The 26,283-nt window shown below is 41.0% G+C and carries 21 protein-coding genes; 13 read left to right on the top strand and 8 right to left on the bottom strand.

All coding sequences use genetic code 11. The features are described from left to right. Positions 1-184: 184 nt before the first annotated feature. The 3 genes from hpsL to ACM0OX_RS02905 form a co-directional block, all read right to left on the bottom strand. The gene (hpsL, locus tag ACM0OX_RS02915; protein WP_414512932.1) at positions 185-1,840 is read right to left on the bottom strand and encodes a hormogonium polysaccharide biosynthesis protein HpsL; all 1,656 of its coding nucleotides are present in this window, start codon (positions 1,838-1,840) and stop codon (positions 185-187) included. Positions 1,841-2,317: 477 nt separating this feature from the next. Further along, on the bottom strand, positions 2,318-3,094 hold the full coding sequence (locus tag ACM0OX_RS02910; RefSeq protein ID WP_414512930.1) for a glycosyltransferase family 2 protein: 777 nt from the start codon (positions 3,092-3,094) through the stop codon (positions 2,318-2,320). A 377-nt stretch (positions 3,095-3,471) separates the two neighbouring features. Next, positions 3,472-4,263 carry an S-adenosyl-l-methionine hydroxide adenosyltransferase family protein gene (locus ACM0OX_RS02905; protein ID WP_414512928.1) on the bottom strand — a complete coding sequence of 264 codons (792 nt, stop codon included), beginning with the start codon at positions 4,261-4,263 and terminating at the stop codon, positions 3,472-3,474. Between the two features lie 154 nt (positions 4,264-4,417). Here ACM0OX_RS02905 and ACM0OX_RS02900 point away from each other — a divergent pair, with 154 nt between their 5' ends. Both ACM0OX_RS02900 and ACM0OX_RS02895 read left to right on the top strand, forming a co-directional pair. After that, positions 4,418-5,317 carry a hypothetical protein gene (locus ACM0OX_RS02900; protein ID WP_414512926.1) on the top strand — a complete coding sequence of 300 codons (900 nt, stop codon included), beginning with the start codon at positions 4,418-4,420 and terminating at the stop codon, positions 5,315-5,317. Positions 5,318-5,331: 14 nt separating this feature from the next. Beyond that, positions 5,332-7,254, top strand: a complete 1,923-nt coding sequence (locus ACM0OX_RS02895) for an Hsp70 family protein (protein WP_414512924.1) — start codon at positions 5,332-5,334, stop codon at positions 7,252-7,254. A gap of 59 nt (positions 7,255-7,313) precedes the next feature. Here the strand turns inward: ACM0OX_RS02895 and ACM0OX_RS02890 are convergent, their stop codons facing one another. Next, positions 7,314-9,674, bottom strand: coding sequence for a c-type heme family protein (locus ACM0OX_RS02890; RefSeq protein ID WP_414512922.1), 2,361 nt, complete (start codon positions 9,672-9,674; stop codon positions 7,314-7,316). Between the two features lie 194 nt (positions 9,675-9,868). Between ACM0OX_RS02890 and ACM0OX_RS02885 the strand changes: the two genes are divergently transcribed. From ACM0OX_RS02885 to ACM0OX_RS02870, 4 genes are all read left to right on the top strand, one after another. Next, entirely contained in the window at positions 9,869-10,933 is a 1,065-nt protein-coding gene (locus tag ACM0OX_RS02885) for a response regulator (RefSeq protein ID WP_414512920.1), read from the top strand. Continuing rightward, the gene (locus ACM0OX_RS02880) at positions 10,930-11,607 is read left to right on the top strand and encodes a response regulator transcription factor (protein WP_414512919.1); all 678 of its coding nucleotides are present in this window, start codon (positions 10,930-10,932) and stop codon (positions 11,605-11,607) included. The genes ACM0OX_RS02885 and ACM0OX_RS02880 overlap by 4 nt, the downstream gene beginning before the upstream one ends. 709 nt (positions 11,608-12,316) lie before the next feature. Next, positions 12,317-13,063: a hypothetical protein gene (locus tag ACM0OX_RS02875; RefSeq protein WP_414512917.1), complete on the top strand. Its 747-nt coding sequence runs from the start codon at positions 12,317-12,319 to the stop codon at positions 13,061-13,063. 155 nt (positions 13,064-13,218) lie between these two features. Then, positions 13,219-14,043, top strand: coding sequence for a zinc-dependent peptidase (locus tag ACM0OX_RS02870; protein ID WP_414512915.1), 825 nt, complete (start codon positions 13,219-13,221; stop codon positions 14,041-14,043). Positions 14,044-14,140: 97 nt separating this feature from the next. Here ACM0OX_RS02870 and ACM0OX_RS02865 read toward each other — a convergent pair whose 3' ends face one another. Together ACM0OX_RS02865 and ACM0OX_RS02860 are read right to left on the bottom strand one after the other, a co-directional pair. Next, on the bottom strand, positions 14,141-14,596 hold the full coding sequence (locus ACM0OX_RS02865; RefSeq protein WP_414512913.1) for an EVE domain-containing protein: 456 nt from the start codon (positions 14,594-14,596) through the stop codon (positions 14,141-14,143). Between the two features lie 130 nt (positions 14,597-14,726). Continuing rightward, positions 14,727-15,371: a class I SAM-dependent methyltransferase gene (locus ACM0OX_RS02860; RefSeq protein ID WP_414512911.1), complete on the bottom strand. Its 645-nt coding sequence runs from the start codon at positions 15,369-15,371 to the stop codon at positions 14,727-14,729. Between the two features lie 128 nt (positions 15,372-15,499). On the opposite strand from ACM0OX_RS02860, the gene ACM0OX_RS02855 reads away from it, so the two are divergent. Continuing rightward, complete coding sequence (locus ACM0OX_RS02855) at positions 15,500-17,158, top strand: ArnT family glycosyltransferase (RefSeq protein ID WP_414512909.1); 1,659 nt, start codon at positions 15,500-15,502, stop codon at positions 17,156-17,158. Positions 17,159-17,168: 10 nt separating this feature from the next. On the opposite strand, the gene ACM0OX_RS02850 is transcribed toward ACM0OX_RS02855, so the two are convergent. Then, positions 17,169-18,827 (bottom strand): hypothetical protein, encoded by a 1,659-nt coding sequence (locus ACM0OX_RS02850; RefSeq protein WP_414512907.1) that lies wholly within the window; start codon positions 18,825-18,827, stop codon positions 17,169-17,171. 224 nt (positions 18,828-19,051) lie between these two features. On the opposite strand from ACM0OX_RS02850, the gene ACM0OX_RS02845 reads away from it, so the two are divergent. The 6 genes from ACM0OX_RS02845 to ACM0OX_RS02820 all read left to right on the top strand — a co-directional run bounded on the left by ACM0OX_RS02845 (position 19,052) and on the right by ACM0OX_RS02820 (position 25,531). Continuing rightward, complete coding sequence (locus tag ACM0OX_RS02845; RefSeq protein WP_414512905.1) at positions 19,052-19,216, top strand: hypothetical protein; 165 nt, start codon at positions 19,052-19,054, stop codon at positions 19,214-19,216. A gap of 74 nt (positions 19,217-19,290) precedes the next feature. After that, positions 19,291-19,758, top strand: coding sequence for a MarR family winged helix-turn-helix transcriptional regulator (locus ACM0OX_RS02840; protein WP_414512903.1), 468 nt, complete (start codon positions 19,291-19,293; stop codon positions 19,756-19,758). Between the two features lie 162 nt (positions 19,759-19,920). Continuing rightward, positions 19,921-21,387 (top strand): HlyD family secretion protein, encoded by a 1,467-nt coding sequence (locus ACM0OX_RS02835; protein WP_414512901.1) that lies wholly within the window; start codon positions 19,921-19,923, stop codon positions 21,385-21,387. 434 nt (positions 21,388-21,821) lie between these two features. Further along, on the top strand, positions 21,822-23,081 hold the full coding sequence (locus tag ACM0OX_RS02830) for an MFS transporter (RefSeq protein ID WP_414512900.1): 1,260 nt from the start codon (positions 21,822-21,824) through the stop codon (positions 23,079-23,081). 170 nt (positions 23,082-23,251) lie between these two features. After that, positions 23,252-24,847: a DHA2 family efflux MFS transporter permease subunit gene (locus tag ACM0OX_RS02825; protein WP_414512898.1), complete on the top strand. Its 1,596-nt coding sequence runs from the start codon at positions 23,252-23,254 to the stop codon at positions 24,845-24,847. 48 nt (positions 24,848-24,895) lie between these two features. Beyond that, positions 24,896-25,531: a Uma2 family endonuclease gene (locus ACM0OX_RS02820; protein ID WP_414512897.1), complete on the top strand. Its 636-nt coding sequence runs from the start codon at positions 24,896-24,898 to the stop codon at positions 25,529-25,531. Here the strand turns inward: ACM0OX_RS02820 and ACM0OX_RS02815 are convergent. Continuing rightward, a complete protein-coding gene (locus ACM0OX_RS02815; RefSeq protein ID WP_414512895.1) occupies positions 25,494-26,273 on the bottom strand; it encodes a Uma2 family endonuclease in 780 nt (259 codons plus the stop codon). The two genes, ACM0OX_RS02820 and ACM0OX_RS02815, sit on opposite strands and share 38 nt — an antisense overlap. Positions 26,274-26,283 lie beyond the last annotated feature (10 nt).

Raw genomic sequence — 26,283 nt, 5'->3', positions numbered from 1 at the left:
TTTAATTTACATACTGTATTTTCACGGGTTCTGAAAAATCTCGCTTCCATCCCTGACTACGAAATTGCTTACCCATCAATAAGTATCATCGAAAAATAAGTGTATGGTGATAATTTCGAGGTAGGTTTTAAACACTGAGGCATTTTTGACCACCAATCATACTTTTTGGGCATTTTTATTTCATTTAAATTGTTTTTAGACGTTTTTTCTTGTTTTTTTGCTGAGGGTTGGCATCTTCCTTATCTTGTTTCTCCAGTTCTGGTAACTTAAAAAGAACTCCCGCAAAAAACCAATAATAGGCCGCAACAGGATCGACATCCAGAGGATAGTAGTAAGTGTTGGTGCTAATAAACAATATAAACACCCACAAAGCTGCTCCGGAACTACGGAAATTACGGTTCTTTATGGAGCGATAGGTTTTAAAGCCCAGAATTGTTAAACTTGTTACCAAACTCAGAAACGCTAGTAATCCAAAAATTCCCACTTCATAAAGTACTTTGGGGTAGTAGGTTTCCACAAGCTTAGTTTGACCCATCACACGGGCAGAGTTGGTTGCTCGTCCTAAGCCGCTTCCCAATGGCCCGTCTACGTTTTTCCAATTTTCTTCAAATTGCTGAATGATAAAATCTTGAGGTGGTGAAGCGTTCCAACGACTGACAAAACTCTCGGTTCTTTCTTGTACGACAGCAGGGTTAGTCACCATCGCAATTCCCAGGATGAAGGCAAGTCCCACGCCTATGGGGATAAATCGTTTCAGGTTGCCAAGTTGTCCGGTAAGCAATAGCAAAATCCCGAAGCAGATTGGTACTAAAGCTAAGGCGATTCTCTGTCCAGAGATTACAGCATTGATAAAGACTCCCACTATAGAACCTAAACCGATGATCCGCCATATTGGCGAGGGATCGGTGAAGCCGGTGGCAAAGGTAAAAAAGGTGCTAGAAATTAAGAACCAAGCCCACTGCCAAGGAGCTACAAATGTCCCTGGTAAGCGAATAATCCCTTCTTCGGGACTATATACTAGCGCTCCACCAAAATAACATCGGGCTTCAAGTGTTGCTCTAAATAAGGCATCTCCTTCAAGACCTCTAGTGCCTTGACATACACCAGTTAGTAATAAAAAATATTGAATAAATCCTAGCCCGCAGCAAATCAGTGTAAGGACAATCTGGAGGCGCAATAAAAATAGAAAATCCCGCTTATCGCGAATTAGATAGTAGGCACAACCAAGCAGGGGGACATAGCCTAAAAATACTTTTAGTCCCAGAATTCCCATACCTAATGGTATTTCTGGGGCTGCTTTTTCTAATAGTCCTGCACTAGGCGGGTTAAATTGCTGTCCACCATTAACAAACAACAGTGTTAGCAGACTGCAAGCCAAAACAATATAAAGTGGGATTTTAATACCTTTGGGAATAATTAAGGGTAGCCCCTGTCTACGGCAAGTCTGCCAAAGTCCAATTAGCGCTGGAACGTAAAAGGCATCTTTAGCTAATTGGAGTATGGGACTATTGCCCAAGTAGTAGGTGACAGTACCTCCCACAGGTATGTAAATGATGAAGGCATATAGGGCTTGGCGCGGATATTTGTAGGAAAGGGACATGACTATTATCCCTAACACGCCAGGGACTGCTGCTTTAATTCCAGCTACGAAAAAAAGTAGAATGCCAACGAAGACACCGCCAAAAGTGGCGGTGGTGAGTAAGCTTGTGAGTTCTTTACGTACTTGGGCAGATTTGCGCTTTTGGGCTAACTGTTCTTTGAGGCTAAGGGTAGAAGTTTCCTTTTTAGCCTGCTTTTTCGATTTTTTCGATTTCTGAGATTTTGATTTGAATTTTGGCATAGTGGCACTGTAGCCTATCAGCCTCGCAAAATACTCCATTATATAGGACTAATATTTGATTTTAAAATACACGTAGGGGGCCAGTGCGTTACGGAGGTTCCCGACGCTCGATTACTCACTCTCAGCGTTGGCATTCGCATAGCGTATTGCAGACAAGCCTCTTTGTACCACTTTGTGGAAGCAAGCTACGCGTAGCCTCTCCCTTTGGGAGAAGAGAAAGCTTTACGTTGTGGTAACTGGCGTTGTGTTAGCGCAGAAACTACTAGCGTGTCAAGACTAAATCTGTGCATTAGCAAACTCTTGTGGGATGGGCTTCTAGCCCGTCCTAATTGGCGGGCAAGATGCCCGCCCCACAAGAAAATTTATTGCAACATTTTAGCCTTGACACGCTACTACGGAACAATTTCAAGCTTTTGGTGCGTTACACTCCACTAACACACCATATAAGACCATTTATGAGATTTTTTCAAAAACAATTTACAATTCTGAGAGTTGATAAATCTCTTTGGATTGCTGTAGATTGTATAATCCGAATTCGTCTCTCAATGATTGATTTAATAATTTACGATTAAAAATGCTAAATCTTAATCTTTTTGAATTTTCAAAAAGATTTTCTCCTGTTGCCAAAATATAAACCGCACCTGGAAATGGTAATGATTTAATGGATTTTCCTTTGTTCTTTAAAATCTCTCTAACTTTAGCGTGGTCTATATAATATTTATAGTATCCGTAACCACGATTATATTCTGCGGTTTCTGGCAAATCATTCAAATCATATCGAAGAATATTACAAGTACCGCACATTTTATAAAAATTGCTTCTCTTGATATAGATGTAATTATTGCCTTCTTGATATTTATAACCTTTATTTATAAACCATCCATTAGAATCAGGGTGTTGTTGAACAAATTTGGCTAACTTTCCACTCACACAATCGTCAGCATCAACTGTCATAGTGTGAGTGGGATAAAATTGACGAGCATACATCAATCCTTTTAAGATTTTACGCCCTTTGTCTGTGTCTCCTTTGGCTACAGGGGTAGGCTCGTTTGGAGGGGAAAAATCAACTGTAATGTATGTAATATGAGGATGAGTAAATTCTATTTTGGGCTTTTCGTGACAAACAACAATAACGTGAAAGTTTGGTGAGGTTTGATTGCAAACTGATTTAATACATCTTTCAAATAATTGCGTAACACGCTCCCAGGAATTGGAAACTTGTGCACTTTTGAGTGGGATAACAAAAACAAGCACTGTATTTTATCAGAACAAACAGCTAGGAATCTCGAAGCAAATAATAACACGTTAAGACTGACGCTAAGACCAAATGTCAGTAGATCGAAATAGACAAGAGGCAGAGCCTCTTTTAAATATATTCCCAGCCTGGAGGCTGGGAACAAGAAGACACAAGCCTTTGGGCTTTTCTTAGTGCCATTCGGTTCAAAATGCAAAATCCGAGTAGTATTGGCTTGCGCCTACGCTTGCACTGCACCCTTAAACCATCAACAACGCTCGTTCCTTGAAAAGCAGACTCTAGGCAAATTGTGTTCCTAAACTCTAATCAACGGCTGGTAAGGATTCTGGAAAACTTTTCGGTCTACTGACAGTATACAGAGGCCAATTACCCGATTTCACCCAATTTGAGTTACTTGCTGATTCACACGAGGACGGCCAAAGCGTTCCCAAGCACTCCCTCCTCGCAGAAATAGCTCTAAAAAGCGCAATGGTTCTCCTGAATCGCCTCTTGACCAACCGGAACTACCAGGAGCAAAGGCTAAAGTTCCTTCAGACACCTTGAAACTGCCATCAGAATACACTGCATCGCTGACCACATCTCCAATTCGGATGACGATCTTGCTTTGAGGCTCCAAGTTAACTGTATGCGCCTCAATAGTTGTTTTAATGTTGCCGTAGCCATCAATCCAGGCAATGCGATCTGATGGAACATCTGGAATTTGCTCGCTCTTGAGGCTATCTCCCAAAAGGCTAAAATCTTCATTCATAATCGCAGCCGCAGCCGGAGGAAATACATCTCGCGAGCGAAACTGCGAACCACCACGGGAAACGTTGACCACTCGCAACTCCTTTGTATGGTCTTTGATAAAGGAGAGGGTGTAGCCTGCATTCACACCCACTACTTTTACACCATTGGATAGAAGGGCATAAGTTAGCCCTTCACCTTCATTATCGCGACGAGCTTCAGGATCGTCCTGACGAGGCGCACAGTTGTGATAAATTAGGCGATCGCTAGGGCCAGGGTTAAGTCCAAGTTGGGCAATCCAGAATCCCGTTGCTAAGGTACTGAATGCTGGAACCGAAAGCAAATGAATTTGGGCATGGGGAAAAGTCATCAGCAGACGTTGTGTGACTTCAGTAAATGCCGGATCTCCTGTACCGTAGTCTGCAATGACGCAGATAAACATTCTGCTCCTCCTTTTGATGGGGTAATTTGTAATCAACCTAATTCATAATTAGTAATTATGAATTATTTCGTCATTATCTGATTACAGGATGAAATGAAAAAACGAGTGTTCTATTTCACTCCTAATTAATAACGTTAAAGTCTTAATCAATGCAATGAAAACAATCACTTCACTTTTTAGCGAAGAACGCAACCAACTCCAGATAGATATTGATAATACAATCGGCATTGAGCAAATAGTTAAACTGGTTCAAAAGCGACTCGATAATCTCGAAAGAATTTACATTGAAAAGCTTAATTTGGCTCAAGTTCGTCTGGCTTCTTTTTTCCTGGATACGCTGCGACAATCTATCGCCACTCTGGCTGCGGCTAACTATCTTCAAGTTGCTCCAACAGAGCAAAGGCAAATTACTAATACAGGGACAAAGTTGTTTAGCAGCAGATTCATCCTGAAACTGCTAAAGGGACTAATTTATATAGGCATCTTAGGTTCGTTGTTTTCCTTGACTAAAACTACCGCAGGTGCTTGGATGGCTATCTTATTAACCTCTCTACTTATAGGATTAGAAATTGTACTTCAACTCGAATCAAACAAACAGCAAAATAATTCTATATCTGAAGGAGTATTGGAATTACCTCAACCGATTCTCCGGATTGATAGCAAAGTATTTCTAGATCATCTTGGCGATGCTCTCAACACTATCGACCTAGCAGTGGCTAGATTAGAAGAATCAAATAAACACGAAGGCGATTTAGCAATAGAAGAACTGCCAGAGTTATTGAATTTTCTCCAAAGACTAATGGGCGCATCCAAACTTGATAAACCCCAAATGGCTTATGAACTGGCGAAACTTCTGCCACAGATTTTAATGTCTCAGGGAATTAACGCTCAAATTTACCGATCGAATAGCGATCGCGATTATTTTGACTTTGAGCCAAGTATCGACCCCGATACCAAAGAACACGTGACTCTAACGCCGGCTTTGTTGAAAGGCGATCGCTTGATTAGACGCGGTAGGGTAATTGAACCAGCATATTCCTCTGCTAGAGAATAATAGACAATAAGGGTATGGAAATTTTAGAAACAATCGGTTTTGATTTAGGGCACGGTGAAACGGCTGTAGCTAAAGCGATCGTGGAAAGCATCGAACCTCCCCAGATGTTGGAGATTAATAACAAGAAGAACCAAATTACAGCCCTTGGTTGGCATCCTAAACTCGGTTATCTTGTTGGCGAACAAGCATTAATTCAAGCTGGTGTTACCCAACTGACAATCTCTTTCAAGCAAAAACCCAACAACGATCCCAAATATCGGGAAACAATTAGCACTTTTGTGGCAACCTACTACCGCCTTTTGAAAGAAAGCAAACAACTTGCAGGTGGAGAAAGTAGCTATTTTTACATTGGTTGCCCTTCAGGATGGTCAGTTAGCGATCGCACCGAATATCAAAAGCTACTTCAAGAAGCTGGCATTCTCCAACTCAATGTCGTACCCGAATCGCGGGCCGCTTTCATGCAAGCCAAAGAAGCCGGGAAGTTGGAGTATGACAAACTTCTGGCATCGGTGCTAATTGTCGATATTGGTTCTTCAACCACAGATTTTACTTTGGTTAAAAGCTTAGAAGAAATCCCGATAGATTTCGGGAGTAATACTTTAGGTGCATCTCTAATTGACAAGGCTATTTTTGCTCGGACTCTCGCTAATCACGAACAAAAAGCATTACTCGAAAAAGTATTTAAAGAATATCCCCATCACCAAGCTCGTTGTGAACTTGCTTGCCGCAAAGCTAAAGAAGATTACTTTTCTAATGAACAGCTATACAGCGATCCTGAATCCTTTGCGCGTGGGTTCGAGTCGATTAACGAACAGATTTATTTTATTCCCCAAGTGAATAAATTAATGATGGAGGAAATTTTAAACCAACCATTACCGGAATTGGAAAATCATAGTTGGATTAAATCATTTCGCAACTCTTTAAAGGAGGCGAAAGAAAAGCTGGAAAAACTTGGAATCGTGCCGAAACTTTTGTTGATGACTGGCGGTGCATCTCGCATGAAGTTCACGCACGTTCTTTGTCAGGAAATGTTTCCCGAACCAGAAACGCTGCTTCGCCCCGATCCAGAACCGGAACGCTGCATTGCAATGGGTTTAGCAAGAGTAGGAAGATGGGATTTGCGTGCTGCTGCTTTTAAGCAAGAAGTGAACAAACTATTTACCTCAAACCAGCTTAAAGGTTTGATTGAAAGGCATATTCCAGAGTTAATCGCATCACTAACTAAGCCTTTGGCGGATGGCTTGATTATCAACGCAGTTAAACCAGGTTTAAAAGATTGGCAAAAAAACAAAATACGGACTTTAGCCGATTTAGAAACAGCTTTGATCGGTCGGGCAGAACAGTGGCTCAAAAGCGATCGCGCCGTGCAGATAATTAATCATCAATGCGCTTCTTGGTTTAGCAATAAAATCCAACCCGATTTGGCCGCACAAACCGATCCAATCTGTCGAAAGTTTCAGATACCTAGAAGCAGCTTAAGATTCGAGGATAGTATTGACCCAACTTTTGTTAACCCAGAATTACAAATTGGAGATGCTATTCTGGCTGAGACAGTAGCATTTATCGTCAATGTAGTAATTGGTGGAGGCGCTGTGGCTAGCATCATCACTCTTATCCTAACTGGGCATTTAACCTGGCCGATTGCACTAGTATATGGGGCTTCGTTGATGGCAGCAGGAATGGAGCTAAATCGTAAGAGTGTTCAAGAAGTAATTAAGACAAATGTAGATGTACCTAGTTGGATGCGTTCTAATTTTTTGAGCGACAAAAAAATTGAGGATATGTGTGAGCAAATAAAGCCGGAGTTAGAGAAAGTTCTTCAAGAACAACTGACAGCAAATCAAGAAGCTTTTGATAAACTGATTGTCAAAGTTGAGCAAGGACTTCAAAACAGTCTTTCCAGCAAGGTTCAATCTTGCATAATTCTGATTCAATAACGGTGATGTATGCCAGGAAATATAGTTTTTATAAATTGCGATCGCATTGCTTAAGTATTTTAAATTGTTAATTCCAAAATTTTCTCAAAATCAAAGTTCTTTACTAACTGCGTTAAACCATTCGCTAAATGAGCATGTGATGCGGGAATTTGATTAATTAATTGCAGAATTTGCTGACCATGAACTTTAGTTGCACAGTCACGTAGTTGTGCTATCCATGCAGCTGGCATAACTACTAAATCTTGGGGTGTAAGGTGGTGATTGTTGATGCTGCTAATTGATTCGGCTGCATAAAGATAACGTACTCCTAAATGCAGTGCCATTTTTGCAAAAACTTCTTCTGTGTGGAAAGGTTTACGCACAAAGTCATCACAACCAGTTGATAATGCTGTTTGGCGGTCTTCTTCAAAAGCACTACCACTTAGTGCAATTACAATTGTTGCGGGAGTCCCAGATGCTTTGATTTGTTTTGTCGCTTCATAGCCATTGAGTACAGGCATTCTCATATCCATCCAAATTAAATGCGGTTGCCAACTTTGCCACAAGTTAATTGCTTCTTGCCCATTGGTGGCACAACGCACTTCAAAGCCTACAGATGTCAACAATTCTATTAGTAACTGCCGATTTTCTGGCTTGTCTTCAGCTACAAGAATTCGATAGGTTGGTTGTCCAGCTATTAATCCTATAACTTGCTGGCTGGGTGTTGGTATCTCAATTTGTGCAGTGACAACCGCATGAGTCTGGATAGTGAATTTAAAAATTGAGCCAACTCCCACTTGACTGCTAACAGTAATATCTCCACCCATCAACTGTACAAAACTACGACTAATTGCTAATCCTAGTCCTGTACCTTCTTGGGATTTGCGGCCACTTTCGCTTTGTACAAAAGGTTCAAATAGGTTTTCTAGTTCGGCTGATGAAATGCCAAGACCAGTATCTTCTACCGCGAAATTTAGTGTAAGTGGTTCTTGATTTACTACTGACACCCGCAACGTTACCTTACCTTTGGGTGTGAACTTAATCGCATTTCCTAAAAGATTAACTAAAATTTGACGTAACTTACTTTCGTCTGTGTAGATATATTGAGGTAAATTAGCTGCTAAAGCAAAAATTAGCTCTATATTTTTTGATTTGGCTTTAAATTGAAATACTTGTTGCAGCCAGTCTAATAAAGCCGCAAGATTAAAGTTAGTTTCGTTCAGAGTGGTGCGACCAGCTTCAATTTTGGACATTTCCAACACATCATTAATTAAAGTCAGCAGGTGTTCGCCACTGCGCCTGATAGTGTCTAAATAATTTTGCTGTTGGGAATTGAGAGAACCACTACGCATCATCAACTGGACAAAACCCGACATCACATTTAGGGGAGTTCGCAGTTCATGACTCATGTTGGAAAGAAACAGGCTTTTGGTTTTGTTAGCAGCTTCCGCTTTCGCCCTAGCTGTTTCCGCTTCTTTAATACTTGCTGCTAATTCGGTGGTGCGGAGTTTGACTAATTGTGTGAGGTTTTGTTCGCGGGCGGCTACTTCATGCGCCATATACTGAAACGTGCGTGCTAGTTGTCCTGGTTCGTCAGCCCGTTGCGCTACTTTGATAATTTCTGGTGAGTCAAAGCCTTCTACTTGCTCAACTGTGATTGTACCAGCACCAACTTTTTGCGCGATCGCAGTTAGTTGCTTGAGTGGTTGAATGACTGTCCCCTTCAAAAACCGATTGATTAACCACACACCCAACGCAAACACAGCCACAACAATACTCATCACTAACGTCAGGGTATGACGCACACGCATAAAGACTTCATCGGCTGGGACATAAATTGTTTGTGCTGCGACTATTTCATTTAACTTCCAACCAAACCCACCTTGTGTTCCGTAAGTTTGAATCATGCTTTTGGGGGCTGATGCTGGCTGGCCATGACACACTAAACAGTTTTGCTGAGTTACTTTTAGCGGTTGGGCAATGTAAAACAGGGTTTCTCCATAAATAGGTCGATAACCAGAAAGTTTAGTCGTCTGTGGTTGTTGGCGAAATTGTTCCACCAAATTGGTTTCAAAGTTATCCGCTTGGTCGCGGGTATTTGTTGGGTTGAGTGTCGCTTCTTTATAGAGGAAGCTTTTATATTCGGGGTGGGTGCGAAATTGTTCAAACACCTGTCTGGCTGCATACCCAGGAACGGTTTCGGGGATAAATGCTGGCGCAGTTAGTAGTTGATTTGCTAAAAGGGGATCGATGGTGTTATCGGTGTAGTTCCTCACAGAATTCATCGTCTGGACTAAAATTTCTGCCTTAGTACTGACATCTTCTTCTGCCAAGTGTTGCATTGCTGAAGCCAGAATCATCCCACTTAAGCAAATCCCACCCAGAAATACTAGTGTTAGTAGTAAGGTAAATTTTGTTGCCAGTTTTAGCTTTCTGAGCATTTTCACCCCTTTGCTCGTGTACGTGTGTTCAAAAGTATATAATTTGAACTATATTTTTTGGGTGTAGATTTTTGCCTCACGCAGAGGCGTAAAGTAAAGATTTGAAAATTGAGATTTTTACAAGAAGTCTCCTAGTTCAAGACAGTTATTCGCGAAAAAATGTATTTTCCCTACACCCCTCTGTCCTGTCTCCTATGAATAGTAATGATTCCCCTAAAGGTGACATCCTGATTGTTGATGATACATTGGATAATTTGCGCCTGTTATCGACAATGTTGATGCAGCAGGGGTATGAAGTTCGCAGCGTGACTAATGGTCAAACAGCATTAATGGGGACAAAAGCCCAACCTCCCGATCTGATTTTGCTGGATATTCAGATGCCGGGGATGAATGGCTATGAGGTTTGTCAGCAATTAAAAGCTCATCCTCAGACTGAAAGAATACCAGTCATTTTTATTAGTGCTTTAAATGAAGTGTTTGATAAGGTGAAAGCGTTTGCGGCTGGGGGAGCAGATTATATTACTAAGCCGTTTCAAGTTGAGGAAGTTTTGGCGCGGGTGGAGAATCAGTTAACGATTTGTAGATTGCAAGGACAGTTACTCAAAGCTTTGGCACATGAAAAGGAACTCAACCAACGCATAGAAGCAATGGCGGCGGTGGAAGAACGCAATCGCATCGCCCGTGATATTCATGATTCTCTAGGACACGCTCTAGTAGCACTCAACATTCAAATGGAAACTGCCCTGACTTTATGGCAAACTGACCCAACACAAGCCTACGAATTTTTAAAAGAGGCGAAAAAACTCGGTTCTGATGCTCTGAAAGCTGTGCGTCAGTCGGTATCGGAAATTCGTTCCGATCCATTGCAAGGGAAGCTTTTGGAAAATGCGATCGCTACTCTCGCCCAAGAATTCTATCGCACTACTGGCATCCTCCCCCAATGTCAAATCGATTTATCTTATCCCTTATCCAATCAAGTCAATACAGTTGTCTACAGAATTATCCAGGAAGGGTTGACAAATATTTGCAAATATGCAGACGCAACTCATGTGCAGATTCAGATTCACACTACTGCTGAAGGTTTATTGTTAGTTCTCCAAGATAATGGCACAGGAATGTCAATTGATATGTCTGCTAACGGTTTTGGACTGCAAGGAATGCGGGAAAGAACAACTACTGTCGGTGGGCAATTAGAAATTCACAGTCAACCTGGGGCTGGTTGTCGAATTACCGCAAGATTTCCGAGGCTGGTAGCATGATTCGAGTATTAATTGCAGAAGATCAAGAGATTGTTCGGCGAGGTTTGAAAACCTTGTTAACGACTAAGCCAGATTTACAGGTTGTTGGCGAAGCAGAGAATGGCGAAAGGGCAATTCAACTAATAGAGGGTTTACAAGCGCAATTTCTCCCGCCGGATGTGGTACTCATGGATATTCGGATGCCGGTGATGGATGGAGTGGAAGCCACAAGACTAATTTGCCAAAAGTTTCCCGGTACGAAAATTTTAATCCTCACCACCTTTGATGATGCTAAGTATGTGGCTGAGGCATTGCGCTTTGGTGCTAAAGGTTACTTATTAAAAGATACACCTGCGGAAGAATTAGCAGAAGCCATTCGCTCAATTCATAAAGGTTACACCCAATTTGGGCCGGGAATTGTCGAAAAGATGATGGCGAATGTGTCAGTTATCGAAACAGACAAACCGCAGGAGTTACCCCCAGGAATGACAGAACTGACTGCGAGGGAACGAGAAATTTTAAGGATGATTGCCAATGGTGCTAGTAACCGCGAAATTGCCCAAGCAGTCTTTCTTTCCGAAGGGACAGTGAGAAATCACATCAGCAATATCTTAGCGCGGTTAAATTTACGCGATCGCACCCAAGCAGCTATAGTTGCGAATTCGTTTATGTCTTGGTTAGGGACTTCCAGTTAAAAAAATATCCCGTCGTAGGGGCGCAAGGTCTTCATTGGTGTCAACTTAACGCGAAACCGCTTGTCCGCCGGGAATTGAAATTCCCGTCTCATAGCTAAAGTCATCTGAAGATGACTAAAAATCTCCAGTCTACTTCAGTAGACTTAAGCTATTAGACCGGAAATTTATTTCCGGGTGGGTATGGAAGCCAACAGATAAGCATTTCCAGCTTAAGTTGACACCTTTGAAGGCCTTGCGCCCCTACAAATCTATGAAATAATTTGGGATAATTTATTTTTTGCAAGTCCCTTAGAAAAGTAGCGAACACGGGGAAAATTCCTCTCCTCTGCACCCTTCCCCACTTCGACTACGCTCAGTGACCACCTGCCCCTCTGCCTCTTATCAATGCCCCATACCCAATTCCCGATGACAAATGTCATGCCAGGTACATGACATTTATTCGATGTGGGCAACCTTGATTGCCGGATATTTTAAAGCTATCGAAACGAGGACAACGGTTGGTGAGTTAACCAAACTACCTCAATCGCTAGAGATAAGTCTAACAGGGTTTAGTAAAAGTCAAATCCACTTTTGCTCTCCCAAAAAATTTTAGTCAGACTCAATCTTTCCCTTTGCTAACGCCGATGGTTGCAATTACTGCACATCATCTTGGCGGATGCGTGTTTACACAAATTAATTTTTACTCGATAAACAATTAGGAGCTTCCATCATGTCTATTACCAAAAACACCAAACTCAACAAGTCCCTGTTACAAGTAGTTGCACTCATTAGCACAAGTCTTCCTCTACTCACTATGACTTTTGGGAAACCTGCAATGGCAGAGTCAGCAAGCAACCGTCATTGTATAGATGTGGCAAATGTGGGGGTTTGTGCGGAAGAGAAAGGCGCAGGCTACGAATTTTATGCACAGTTTGGGCCAGTCACTAGTCAAAAACAATACATTGGTCGTGATGGCGGTTGTGCAACTTTCGGCACAATTAGTGTTGCTGGTTCTCATGCCCAGGTAAAAGGTTGCATTAAGGGCAGTCCAGTGCGTTTTGAAGGTAAAGCTGAAGCGTGTGCAGTTAGCAAATGTAAGAGTAAAGATTTTGCTCTGAATTTACCATCAAGTACAGGTAGTCCCTCGAATCCCTCTCAACCTCCTGTTAAAGCTCCAGCCGAGATTGGCAAGTTTGAATTGTTCTGGGATGGTGTACGTGTTGGTACAGAACCCACTTGGACAAGAGAACAAGCGATCGCTAACCTAGAATGGAACAAAAAGACTTATCCTAATAAGAAAATCGAAGGTTTGTTTAACGGTCAAAAAGTCGGCTATGAGTTGATTTGGGATGGGGCACGTGTTGGCTTTGAACCATCTTGGACGAGAGAACAAGCGATCGCTAACCTAGAATGGAATAAAAAGACTTATCCTAATAAAAAAGTTGAAGCCTTGTTTAACGGGGAAAAACTTTCATAGTTCAGGCTAACCGAGCGTCATAGTTGTTTAACACTAAGTGTAGGGGAGTAAGTGTTTTGAATACTTACTCCCCTAAGCCAGGATTAAAGTTACTCATATAGTTTGGCGAATCTTAACACAGAATTTGTATTAAATATGTAAACTGCTCAAAGTCAATGATTCAAACAATAGTTGTATTTATCATCATTGGGCTGATTCTGATTGGGATTTTAGCCAATCCCGTTATAGTCAAAAGGCGAAGAAACCGTCTCAAACATCGTCCTTTTCCTCCACTGTGGAATGCCATTATTGAAAATAATCTTCCTATTTATCTGTGTCTCTCTCCCGATGAAATCAGACGACTTCAGGGACATATTCAAGTATTCTTAGCAGAAAAGCAATTTATTGGCTGTAGAGGATTACAGGTGACGGAGGAAATGAAATTGACTCTTGCTGCTGTCGCTTGTTTACTTCTATTAAATGAACGTGGGCGATACTTCCCCAGACTTCGGTCAATTCTGGTGTATCCCAACGCTTATTTTGTTCAGGAAACGAATTCCGTCGGAAAATATGTTGTTGAGGAAAGGCGTGTAGCAAGACTTGGTGAATCGTGGACAAATGACCAAGTAGTAGTGTCTTGGGAACAGGTGAAACAAGACATTAATAACTGGAGAGATGGCCGTAATGTTGTGCTTCATGAATTCGCCCATCAATTAGATCAAGAAGATGGTAAAGCTGACGGAGTTCCGATACTGCAAAACAACTCAGACTATGCTATTTGGGCGAAGGTAATGACAGAAGTATATCAGCAACTTTGTAATGATGTTCTACAAGGTGCAAAGACGGTAATGGATAGCTATGGCGCAACAAATCCCGCAGAATTTTTCGCCGTAGCAACTGAGACATTCTTTGAGAAACCGCATCAATTGCTGTCTAAGCATCCGGCACTTTATGAGCAACTGCAACGTTACTATCAATTAAATCCTGTGCAATGGGTGTGAAGTAAGTGGGTAAGAATAAATCACATTATGTTCAGTTAATCAACCTTCCTTCAAAATATTTTACGAATTACGAATTACGAATTACGAATTATTTTAACTATGAGTTTTTCATCGCCAGAATCTTCAAAGCTACTGCTTCAGGGACAGGCATCACTGATAATCGATTTCCTTGTCTCACCAACATTAACTCTTCGGCGCTAAACTTATCTTTGAGTATTGATAACAAGATAGGGTTAGAAAAAGTCTCAACAAATTCTACTACAACTGTTTGCCAGCGAGGTGATTCCGAACTTGATTTAGGATCGTAGTATTTACTTTCTGGCTCAAACTGGGTCGGGTCAGCAATATCTTTTTTCACTACACGCATTAACCCAGCAATACCGGGAGGATTAGTGCTGGAGTGATAGAAAAAAGCTAAGTCTCCTTCATCCATAAGGCGCAAAAAGTTGCGAGCTTGATAATTGCGAACGCCGTCCCAGATAGTCTCTTTTTGCTGTTGAAGGTCAACAATGCTATAGGCTTCTGGTTCTGATTTCATTAACCAATAATTCATTTACAGAAATTATGCATATACAAAAGCATTTTAATTTTGAGAAGGTAAGTTCGTAGTAAGGACTTTAGTCCTTATTTTTTAAGCACTAAAGTGCTTACTACAAGCCTTTTTGCACTAGTGAATATTTGGCTTAACTACGGTAAGCTATAACAGCATAAAACGGATCTCCTCCAGATGCACCCAACCACTGTAAGATATTCGGTAATGTTGATTTATGAGCTATTACTTCTGCGATTGTAAATCCTGGAACTGAGGCGAAGTAAGCTTTGACTAATTCGACTCGCTGTCCTTCTGAAGCCTCCCGCCAAGCTTGAATCGCCTTTTCAAAAAACATCCGGTTAGAAAAGCTGATAATTGCAACACCACCGGGTTTCAAGATGCGGTAAATCTCGGAAAATACTGCTTCTGGATATTGCATATATTGCACAGATACGCAATTGAGAACAGCATCAAAATCTCCATCTGGTAAAGGTAGCTGCGGATTTTCGTTAAGATTTTGCACAAAGTAATGATTTAAGCGGGCATTACGTGCTAATTCCTCACCATTGAGTCCGTGTCCCTCCACATGGTCAAACTTCATCTCTTCTGGTAGATGAGACACCCAACTGCTCATCATATCAAAAATGCGGGTGTTGGGTTTGAGGCGATCGCGGTATAAATCCGTTAGCTGTTGAATAAATCCTTCATCGACATGGGTGACGAAGCGGGGATAGGCGTAGAACAGTTTATCATCTGTGTCATCTAATTTCAGGCGCTGATTCGGTCTTAACTGCATAAATCTCTGTTTTGGAGTACTGTTTCCGAAATTTGCGGCAATTTCAGATATTTTTTCACAAACACTATGTAACATATTTTAATAACAGCAGGATACCTAAATAGCAGTATTCAATTTTTCTCAATTCAATGTTATATAAACTACACTTCTTGCAGCATATTTGGCGACAAATCCGCCTAGTCGCATCATTACCCTATTTTAGTTTGTTAGTTTGGATACTGCCCTTATTACTATTTACTTCTGGACATAATAGCCTGATGGCACATGATGAAGGGCTTTACGCATCACGTGCCCGTCTGATGTTTGATTCTGGTAATTGGATAGCTCCTTGGGAAAGAGCACATCATAAAACTCCTGGCCCTTATTGGTTAATTGCCAGTTTTTACAAGCTGTTTGGTATCAGTGATACTAGTGCGCGTCTTCCTAGTATGATTGCTGCCATTTTTAGTTTGTGGCTTGTGTATGAAATTGGCAAAATTATGCTAGGCAAAAAATTAGGTTGGCTAGCTGCTGCAATTTTAAGTGTGGAATTTCTCTGGCTGCAATACTCTCGCTTAAGCACACCTGATGTACCGATGGTTCTCTTGGTGCTTTTAGCTATTTTGTCTTTAATCAAAACGGAATTGCATCCCAAATATCGCTACTGGTGGAGTTTTCTAGCTGGTTTAAGTTTAGGTTTAGGCTTTTTAGTTAGAAGCTTTATGATTTTTTTGCCAATTATAGCTTTATTACCTTATTTAATTTGGGAACATCGCCGTCATCGTCATCTTACTAACCCAATTTTATATTTAGGCTTTTTCTTAGGTTTAATACCAACCTGTGTTTGGCTGTGGTTAAGCTGGCTGCACTTCGGAAATAATAGTTTTGAGGAGTTACTCAAGTTTGTTGTACAACTAAGTTCTGAAGAACGGGAGTCTAATGGACTATTATTCTATGTCTGGAATATTCCTGTAAAAGCATTTCCTTGGGCTTTTTTCGGACTTTTAGGTTTATTTTTAACTCTCCGTCGTCCCATTCCTCGTTACCAGTTAATATTAGTTGGCTTTCCACTTGTTTTATTTGTAGAAATTAGTATTTTTAGCACTCGTTTATCTCACTATAGTCTTTGCCTTTATCCGTTCATCGCTTTGTTTGCATCCGTGGGTTTAAACTGGCTAGGCAATATTTACCAGACAGGAATTCCCTCACAATTCCCTCTTCAAAAAAGTAAAAAAAAGATATTGAACCTTTTTTCAATAAATAATCTTCCCCGAAACCTCAGTTATGCCTTGGGTGGATTAGGTGTTTTACTTGTTATCGCGAGTATTGGCATTTTTAGCTGGGGTAGTTCTGATATCCGCAAGTATGCAAGTATTGGCTTGGCTATGGGCTTGGGTTGGTTAATTTTACCTGTGGTGTGGATTGCTCGTTACCACTTTGACAAAAAATTTCTCACAGCGCGTTATTGGATTGCAGGTTGGTTAATTCCCTGTTGGCTGGCCTTGGCGGCGATAGGTAGCATCGGTCTGTTAAGTGACTATAACTCTAGTTTAAAAACTTTTTTACAACAAAGTGCGATCGCTTCAATTCTCCAATCTCATCCTACGTACTATGTGGAAATGGACGCTAAAACAAAAGTATTGCTTAATTTCTATCTTCCTACTCGCCCTCAACCAGTAGTCTCTATTTCCCAAGTACCTACTTTGAGCTATGCTTGGATCTATGCTAAACAGTCCTCTCAATTATCTCGACCTCACCGCATTATCGGCGCTGTCAAAGAGTACCAGTTGATTCAAGTTCTGCCCTAAGACATTATATTCAAGTCTTCGCTACTGTTTTGATACATTCTGTTTTGAGAAGGACTAAATTATCAGTCTCAATAACTGCACAAGATTTAATTAATGTCGCTAAAACAGGTAGAGCCTTCTGTAAATTTGCGTTCGCTTGTTGTGCCGCTGGCTGATATTGTTGTAGCCAAGTGTTTTTAGTTATATATTCTGGAAGGAATGCAGAACGGTCTAATAACCAAAAAGTTACGTGGTATTTTTGAATAAAGTCTTTAATCTGATTAATATCATCAGTATATTGGGCATTAATCAGGTCAATCATCCGCTGGCGAAATTGAGCGTAATATTTTGTATGGATTGGTAATGCATATTCTTTACCCACCAAAATTGTTCTTTTAGCGAAGATGGGTATGTTATCTGCTTCTTGGGAAGTAGAGGCTATGACAATATTTTGCGGTTGCTTTTGCAAAAAATTATATAATGTTGGGGCTTGACCTGCTAAATAAGGGGTTTTGGGAAAAACTTTTAAGCTACTAGGGTACAAAACGAGTCCTGCACCAAGGATTGTAATAGTCCCTAAGATTAAAATTTGTCTGCCATTTTGTCTCGACCATCGAAATGTAGCATCTAAAATTAGGGTAATAGAGATTGCTGCTGCAATAGCAAATACTATCTTAAAAGTATGATGGGTGTAGCGGCTAGGCCAGTGCAGTTTAAAAGCTAAGGCATGGGCAGTAAAAAACATGATTAAACTAGCTATTACTACCTGTAGTAATAGTTTTACTTCATCTTTTAGTTCTTTGGTTAGGAGAAAGTGAGACTGAAATTTCAGGATAATTGGTAATAATAAACCAACTAATAATTGAGGAGGTGCAATTAAAGCAAAAAAACCGCTATCTCTACCATCAAACCAATAACTAATAATATTATGAGTAAAATACCTGAATCTTCCTCCATCCCAGTACTCTGGCATAGTTCTCGCAACAGCAGCAGTAATTGTCGGGCCAAATTGTGATGATTGAATAGTATAAGGTAAAATTAGGATGCCAGCAGTTATAGTGGCTGCTACAAATAAAATAAAATCTTTTCGGTTATGAGAAATAGTTATCTGCCCATTCTGCCAGCGAAATAATCTCAAAACTAAAATTAATAAATTGATAAAACCTATGATAGGGTAGATTAAACATTGAAGCGCAAATACAATTAATATACCAAATCCAGAAGACCGGATTAAATAATATATAAAAGCTAAAACTAGGGGATAAATAAAATCTCTAGGAGTAGCAGAAAATAGGTCATCGTGAAGGCAAAGGCTTTGATTTAAAAGTAAAGAGGCGATAAACCCTGCCATTGGTACTGGTAATATCTCCATACAAACTACAAAGCAATAGCTGGTTGTAATTAGTGCCAGTACTAATGGAAAAATTTTGCCAAATAAAATTGGATCTATATTTAAAGCTGCAATTACTTTATAAACAATACCATACCCAATTGGTGTCACCGACTGAAAATAATCAGCAATTAAATCCCCAGGAAATAAATCTGGGTTAAAGTAACGATAGATCCAAGAAATATATTCCCGTGCATCGTCGCTCACTATATATTTGCTGGTGAAAGCTTGTCGCAGCCCCATAAAAATATAACCAACGGCAAAAATTAGACTGAGACTGTACCAAAAAATAACAGTCAATCTAAATTGATTTTGTCTACTTTTTTGAGTAATAGGTGCTGTTAAAAGTTTTTGTAATTGTGAAATTAGCATTAGGCGCGTCTATGTCTGAATAAATTATGTTAATTAGGAAAATCAAAAGCTTTTTTCAATTTTTATGATTGTACAATCTTCAAGTACTGATCGGTCATTTATAAAGCCAATCATTCTCGCAACGCTCTGTTTTTTACCCAGAACGAAAGGTTATGAAAGCCGAACTGTCTGGATTAAAAGAACAAGTAGCCTCTATTTCGCAAATACCAGTTTTAAGCTATGCTTGGATATATGCTGACCAGCCCGCTAAATTACCTCAGTCTTACCGCATTCTTGGTACAGTAAAAGAGTACCAGTTGATTCAAGTTCTTCCCTAAGATAGATGTAAAGTAACTATTGCTAAAAAATATTAATTTAGTTATAATATTACGTACACTAAGTATTTTTCTAAATGGTTTCTACATCTAATCACTCCCCAACCTTAGAGTCGTGGCAGCAAAATCTGGCACCATATAATTTGGGCTACAGAATCAAATTAGTCTCACAACTGCTGAGTCGCAAGTTTACTGAGAGGCTAGAACCCTTTGGACTGACGCCATTTCACTGGTTGGTGTTGTGCTGTCTTTGGCAAGAAGATGGTTTACCTACTTCTAGTATTGGGGACAAACTCAAACAAGTAGGAGGAACTTTAACAGGCGTACTAGATCGGATGGAAGAACGCGGTTTAGTGCGTCGAGAACGCGACAGTCAAGATCGCCGCATCTGGCGAATCTGGCTCACGGATGCAGGAAAGGAACTAGAAGCTGTTTTACCGCCAATCGCCGCAGCGGTACGTGATGAAGCAATGGATGGTATTTCTTTTGCCGACCGAGAACTGTTTTCCCAAATATTGAATCGAGCGATCGCTAACCTGTCTTAAAGATGATCCCACAATCACCCGACCGGGGGAGGCAGTGTAAACATTTGTTTTGAGATAATATTACGCATACTAAGGAAATAAGGATTTTTTTCAGGGAATATTACGCATTCTAAATAAACGACTATCAATCAAATTATTGAACGAGCAAGCGAGGTAGCAATCATGGGTGCAAATACTTTTAACGGACGCAACGGACACAAAACCCCAGTTTTAGAAAAAGAAGTGATTCCTGATTTAGAGACTTTAGAAACTGTCACCACAGAGACATCCGCACCAGTAGAAGCACCTGTTGTAACTCCTGAGATCGAGAAAGAAGTTCCACCAAAACGGAAAAGACCGACTGGTTTAATTTTGGCAGGATTAGGTGTGGGTGCGATCGCCGCAGGTACTTTTGGTTATCACTACTGGCAATATGCCTCCACCCACCAGGAAACAGACAACGCAACCGTTGCGGGAAATATTCACCAAGTTAGTAGCCGCATTCCTGGAACTGTAAGTGAAGTGCTGGTGAATGACAACCAACTGGTGCAACCAGGACAATTGTTAGTGAAATTAGATCCACGAGACTATCAAAGTAAGGTGCAACAGGCACAAGCCGCCCTCGAAAATGCTCGCGGTCAGGCGCAAGCTGCTCAAGCAAATATTGCTTTAAGTTCACAAACCACCACTGGTAAGACAACTCAAGCGCAAGGAGATGTCAGTGGTGCAGTAGCAGCAATTTCTACAGCCCAAGCAGCAGTCCAAGAAGCCCAAGCTGGGATTCCTGCCGCCCAAGCAGCAGTCCAAGAAGCCCAAGCTGGGATTCCCGCCGCTCAAGCGCAGGTAGCCCAAACAAACGCCAATTTGTCAAAAGCTCAAGCAGATTACAATCGTTACAACGAATTGTATAAAACAGGTGCGATTCCTCGTCAGCAATTAGATACAGCCAAGGCTGCTTATGATGTGGCGACGGCACAGAAAAACGCCGCAATTCAGGGAGTAGAACAAGCTAAAGCCAAGTTAGCCTCAGCCAAGGTTGGTGTCGCCCAAGCCCAGTCTCAACTAGCACAGGCGCAAGAAAATGTCACCAACGCCCAAGCTAAATTGGCAGCATCTAAGGGAGGATTGCAACAAGCGACCGCCGGGGGACAAGATACCACAGTTAAGCGCAGTCAATACGAAGCGGCAAAAGCAGCGATCGCGCAATCAGAAGCATCGCTGAAAGACGCACAATTGCAACTATCTTATGCCAATGTTACCGCCCCTAGTGCCGGACGGGTAGGTAGAAAAAACGTGGAAGTTGGCAACCGCGTCGCAGCAGGAACACCATTAATGGCGATCGTGGATAACAACTATTGGGTAGTTGCGAACTTCAAAGAAACTCAACTAGAAAAGATGCGGCCAGGAGAGCCAGTAGAAATCAAGCTGGATAGTTTCCCTCATCACACCTTTATCGGTCGTGTTGACAGTATTTCGCCAGCTTCCGGCGCTCAGTTTGCCTTATTGCCACCGGATAATGCTACAGGTAACTTTACTAAAGTTGTCCAACGCATTCCAGTAAAAGTAGTTTTCGATCAAAAGAGCATTCAAGGATACGAATCGCGGATTACTCCTGGGATGTCTGCGGAAGTTGCGGTGGAAGTCAAGTAATATCATGTTCGCCAAATTACCCATAATAAAAGAACCCCTCCCCGCAGGCAGGCTACGGTGTACACACATCTCTATGCTGAGTGCAAAATGTGATTTGATCCCCCTAAATCCCCCTTAAAAAGGGGGACTTTGATTCTAGTTCCCCCTTTTTTAAGGGGGGTTAGGGGGGATCAAAACGATACGGGATAAGGTTATCAGACTTGTGTGTACACCGTAGCCGCTCTTCGGGAGGGGAGACAAAGCGTAGCTTTGGCGGGGTGGGGTTCTTGGGGTTTAGTAAGTAATCAACCGGACATCATTAAATACGAAATTGCCTGTAAACAAGATGAAAAACCTCTTTCTGTCCATGACATTCTCCTACATCTAAAGAGAGGCGTATAGAGATGAGGTGAGATGATATCTATGAAAGCAGATTGGTATAAAACAAGCCTGAGATGAAAAAATCGCTACTACCTGCATTAAGGTCAAGAAACTACCAGCTGTTTTTTGCTGGGCAAGGTATTTCCCTAATTGGGACGTGGATGACGCAACTTGCCACTATTTGGCTAGTTTATGACTTGACAAAATCCCCATTAATGCTGGGAGTTGTGGGATTTTCTAGTCAAATTCCTAACTTTTTTTTAGCTCCCTTTGGGGGAGTATTTGTGGATCGCTTTTCTCGGTATCGTACCTTAATTGGTACGCAAGTCTTGGCGATGATTCAATCGTTAACATTAGCAGCGCTGGCGTTAACTGGAGTGATTGAGGTATGGCACATCATCGCCTTGAGTTTGTTTCAAGGATTTATTAACGCCTTAGATGCGCCAGCCCGCCAAGCTTTTGTGCCAGAATTAGTTGAACGCAGAGAAGATTTAGCCAATGCGATCGCCATCAACTCCACGATGGTTAACGGTGCTAGATTAATTGGCCCTGCGATCGGCGGTTTATTAATTGCTGGCGTTGGAACTGGTTATTGTTTTTTAATTGATGGTTTGAGCTACGTTGCTGTAATCGCCGCTTTATTGGCGATGAAAGTTAAACCTTGGAAAAATTCGGTAACTGACGGTAATCCCTTGCAAAAAGTCAAAGAGGGATTTGTATATGCCTTTAGCTTCCCACCCATTCGATCCGTCTTATTGCTATCAGCTTTAGTCAGCCTGATGGGATTGCAAAATACTATTCTCGTCCCCGTTATTGCTGAAGAAGTTCTCAAAGGTGGTGCAGAAAGTTTGGGTTTTTTGATGGCGGCATCTGGAGTTGGAGCCTTAACTGGTGGTATTTATCTGGCTACTCGCCAAACAATCTTAGGAATTGGGAAATTGATTGCTCTAGCTCCAGCAATTTTAGGAACTGGTCTAATTGCCTTTTCTTTATCTAGATTTTTACCACTCTCTTTATTTACAATGTTATTTGTTGGCTTAGGAACAATTCTTCAGATTGCGGCTAGCAACACATTTTTACAAACCATTGTTGAAGACGATAAACGCGGACGATTGATGAGCTTATACACAATGTCATTTTTGGGAATGATTCCTGTGGGTAATTTATTAGGAGGTTTATTAGCAAGTCATATTGGCGCTCCCAATACTTTAATTATTGATGGAATAGCTTGTATTTTAGGGTCAATCATTTTTAGCAGACAGTTGCCTGCTTTAAGGAAAATAATGCGTCCAATTTATGAGCAAAAGGGGATTATTACGACTCAAGAAGTTTAAGATAAATAACCGCAGTTAATTTTATATTTATGTTACTGGGGCTTTCTATAGCAATTATTTTTTAATTTTTAGTGTTGCTTATTCAAGCTCACGCAGAGGCAGAGAACATATTGGTATAAGATTTAATAATAAAGTTTTTTGCTACTTAACCTTGAAACTGGAACAAAGTTATGGCTAATACAGGTGTAATTCGTCAGCAAGGGCAAAATCCTGCTTTACCACCAGAGTATGTACCGCTAAAAACCTGGATTGGTGTATTAGCCAGTATGCTTGGTGCATTTATGGCGGTATTAGATATTCAAATAACTAATGCTTCACTGCAAGATATTCAAGCAAGTTTAGGCGCAACTCTCGAAGAAGGTTCTTGGATTTCTACAGCGTATCTCGTAGCAGAAATCGTGGTAATTCCTCTAACAGGATGGTTATCACGAGTATTTTCTCTACAACGTTATTTATTAGTCAATACTGCACTATTTATCTTCTTTTCTATTTGCTGTGGTTGGGCATGGGATCTTAATTCCATGATTTTCTTTCGCGCCTTGCAAGGTTTTAGTGGAGGAGTATTAATTCCCACCGCTATGACAGTTGTCTTAACAACTTTACCCCAATCTAAACAATCGGTTGGGCTGGCTGCATTTGGGTTTAGTGCAGTTTTTGCACCTTCAATTGGGCCAACATTGGGAGGTTGGTTAACAGAAAATTTTGGTTGGGAATACAACTTTTATATAAATGTAATTCCAGGGGCATTAATGCTGGCTGGTGTTTGGTACGGAATTAAGCAAGAAAAACCTCAAATTAATTTACTTAAACAAGGTGACTGGTGGGGAATTATTGCAATGGCTATTGGCTTAGGTTCCCTGCAAGTTGTTTTAGAAGAAGGTAGCCGCAAAGATTGGTTTGGTTCAGCTTTGATTGTGCGTTTAAGTGCGATCGCAGTAATTTTTTTGGCGATATTTTTCTTTATAGAATTAACTCGTAAACAACCATTTATTAATTTACGGCTTTTATCCAGACGGAACTTTGGTTTAGCCAGTATTGTCAATGTGTCGTTGGGAGTAGGATTGTATGGTTCAATTTATATTTTACCGTTGTATCTCGCTCAAATTCAAAAATACAATGCTTTGCAAATTGGTGAAGTATTAATTTGGGCTGGTATTCCCCAACTATTTATTATTCCCCTGATACCGAAATTGATGCAACGTATTGACGTGCGTTTCATGGTAGCTTTTGGTGTGACTTTGTTTTCCATCAGTGCATTTATGAACTCTGGAATGACTAATGAAACAGGATTAGATCAATTACGCTGGTCGCAATTTGTCCGTGCAATGGGACAACCCCTAATTATGGTGCCGCTTAGTTCTATTGCTACTGCTGGTTTGAGTCCGAAAGAAGCAGGTTCGGCAAGTGGTTTATTTAATATGATGCGGAATCTTGGCGGTTCTATCGGAATTGCTTCTTTAGCGACTTTATTAGCTAATAGAGAGCAATTTCACTCGAATAGATTGGGTGATGGAGTATCTTTATATAACCCAGAAACTCAACAGCGAATTGACCAAATGACTCAGTATTTTGTCAGTAAAGGAGCAGATTTAAGTACAGCCCAAAATCAGGCGATCGCATCTATATCCAATATAGTCCGCCGAGAAGCATTTGTAATGGCTTTTAACGATTGTTTTTACTTTATTGGTATTGCATTATTACTCAGTGGAATTGCTATTTTATTCCTCAAAAAGGTGAAGCCAACTGGTGGCGCTGTGGCTCATTAGATTTGTTGTATGAGTTAAAATGTTTGATAAAACTACTAAGGTACTAAAATGGTCATTAGCCAAAGTGAGTACTATATCTCCCCTGAAGAATATTTAGAAGGCGAGAAAGTAAGTGAAATCAAACACGAGTATATTGATGGGCAAGTCTACGCAATGGCAGGGGCAAGTGATGCTCATGTCACTGTAGTAGGAAACTTGTTTGTACTGTTGCGAAACCATCTCCGGGGTAGTGGTTGCCGTGTCTATATGTTAGACATGAAAGCACAGATTGATATCATAAATCGCTATTTTTATCCCGATGTGATGGTGACTTGCGATACACGAGATAAAGAATTTGACTATTTTAAGTGCCATCCTTCCTTAATTATCGAAGTGCTTTCTGAGTCAACCGAAGGCTATGACAGAGGTAAGAAATTCGCTAGTTACCGACACTTAGAATCACTGCAAGAATATGTGTTAATTTCACCAGACCGAATGAGTGTAGAATGCTTTCGCCGGAATCAAGATGGACATTGGGTACTTTACCCTTATGAAAAAGGGGAAGAAGTGCATTTAGCTAGCGTTGATTTTCGTTGTGCGATGCCTACGGCGGGCTACACCTACGCAGAAATATATGAAAATGTAATATTAGTAGATGAGAATTTTCCTAATCCAACATTTCTGGATCGATTCCTAAAGCATTGAGTTGTTCAGCAGAGAGCGATCGCAATTTCTCTACAATTCTCTCTCGCTTTTGTCGCTCAACTTCCGCCCTTTCTCGTTCAATCACAGCCCGTTCCTCACCCGTTAGCAGTAAATTTCCTTGTGCATCCCACCACCGCAACCAAGGTAACTCTGCATTCAGATAAAATCCCTGCCAAATTCCCAACTCTACCCCCATAGGAGCAATTGGGTAATGTCCCCGTTCATTGGGTTGCATCAGTTGATAAGTATTATCGACTAGGTGATACACTTCAACTTGTGCTTTTGCTACTTCATAAATTCCATAATAAGGCACTCGAATTGCCTGCTCATAAACCCAAAACTTACCAACATTTCCACCTTCCCCTTGAGATGGCGGTGTGTTATCTCGTTCTTCTGAACCATCTCCAGAGACAAATTCAATCACAATCAAGGGCGCGACATACTCCTTCCACAGTACATAAGAACGGCGCATTTTACCGTTAAGTGTCGGCGGTACATTGGGTACATAAAACCAGTCTGGTGCTTCAGCCCCTTTCTCAGGAGGATCTGTCAATCGCCAGTAGATACCAGAATCTTGTCCAATACAATATTGACCATCAGAATGAAGTTGCTCTAGAACAGGTTTAATTGAATCTGTGATTAAAATGCTTTGCGGATGCTCCTGAAGATTTTTCACAAATGTACCGTCTGAGTCTGGCAACTGAGTGTGATCCGGTAAAGTTAATGCCGATAAGGAAGTCATAGACTTTAAC

Source organism: Nostoc sp. PCC 9305, from assembly GCF_963920915.1.
In the GTDB taxonomy this organism is placed as follows: domain Bacteria; phylum Cyanobacteriota; class Cyanobacteriia; order Cyanobacteriales; family Nostocaceae; genus Nostoc.
This window is presented reverse-complemented; position numbering and strand designations above follow the sequence as displayed.

Bases quoted from the DNA above. Each gene is read 5' to 3' on its own strand.
- ACM0OX_RS02840 (WP_414512903.1), top strand. From the start codon at position 19,291: ATGGTTTCTACATCTAATCACTCCCCAACCTTAGAGTCGTGGCAGCAA.
- ACM0OX_RS02885 (WP_414512920.1), top strand. From the start codon at position 9,869: ATGAATAGTAATGATTCCCCTAAAGGTGACATCCTGATTGTTGATGAT.
- ACM0OX_RS02890 (WP_414512922.1), bottom strand. From the start codon at position 9,674: ATGCTCAGAAAGCTAAAACTGGCAACAAAATTTACCTTACTACTAACA.
- ACM0OX_RS02870 (WP_414512915.1), top strand. From the start codon at position 13,219: ATGATTCAAACAATAGTTGTATTTATCATCATTGGGCTGATTCTGATT.
- ACM0OX_RS02835 (WP_414512901.1), top strand. From the start codon at position 19,921: ATGGGTGCAAATACTTTTAACGGACGCAACGGACACAAAACCCCAGTT.
- ACM0OX_RS02905 (WP_414512928.1), bottom strand. From the start codon at position 4,263: ATGTTTATCTGCGTCATTGCAGACTACGGTACAGGAGATCCGGCATTT.
- ACM0OX_RS02880 (WP_414512919.1), top strand. From the start codon at position 10,930: ATGATTCGAGTATTAATTGCAGAAGATCAAGAGATTGTTCGGCGAGGT.
- hpsL (WP_414512932.1), bottom strand. From the start codon at position 1,840: ATGCCAAAATTCAAATCAAAATCTCAGAAATCGAAAAAATCGAAAAAG.
- ACM0OX_RS02895 (WP_414512924.1), top strand. From the start codon at position 5,332: ATGGAAATTTTAGAAACAATCGGTTTTGATTTAGGGCACGGTGAAACG.
- ACM0OX_RS02830 (WP_414512900.1), top strand. From the start codon at position 21,822: ATGAAAAAATCGCTACTACCTGCATTAAGGTCAAGAAACTACCAGCTG.
- ACM0OX_RS02820 (WP_414512897.1), top strand. From the start codon at position 24,896: ATGGTCATTAGCCAAAGTGAGTACTATATCTCCCCTGAAGAATATTTA.
- ACM0OX_RS02865 (WP_414512913.1), bottom strand. From the start codon at position 14,596: ATGAATTATTGGTTAATGAAATCAGAACCAGAAGCCTATAGCATTGTT.
- ACM0OX_RS02900 (WP_414512926.1), top strand. From the start codon at position 4,418: ATGAAAACAATCACTTCACTTTTTAGCGAAGAACGCAACCAACTCCAG.
- ACM0OX_RS02860 (WP_414512911.1), bottom strand. From the start codon at position 15,371: ATGCAGTTAAGACCGAATCAGCGCCTGAAATTAGATGACACAGATGAT.
- ACM0OX_RS02845 (WP_414512905.1), top strand. From the start codon at position 19,052: ATGAAAGCCGAACTGTCTGGATTAAAAGAACAAGTAGCCTCTATTTCG.
- ACM0OX_RS02855 (WP_414512909.1), top strand. From the start codon at position 15,500: ATGTTATATAAACTACACTTCTTGCAGCATATTTGGCGACAAATCCGC.
- ACM0OX_RS02825 (WP_414512898.1), top strand. From the start codon at position 23,252: ATGGCTAATACAGGTGTAATTCGTCAGCAAGGGCAAAATCCTGCTTTA.
- ACM0OX_RS02875 (WP_414512917.1), top strand. From the start codon at position 12,317: ATGTCTATTACCAAAAACACCAAACTCAACAAGTCCCTGTTACAAGTA.
- ACM0OX_RS02815 (WP_414512895.1), bottom strand. From the start codon at position 26,273: ATGACTTCCTTATCGGCATTAACTTTACCGGATCACACTCAGTTGCCA.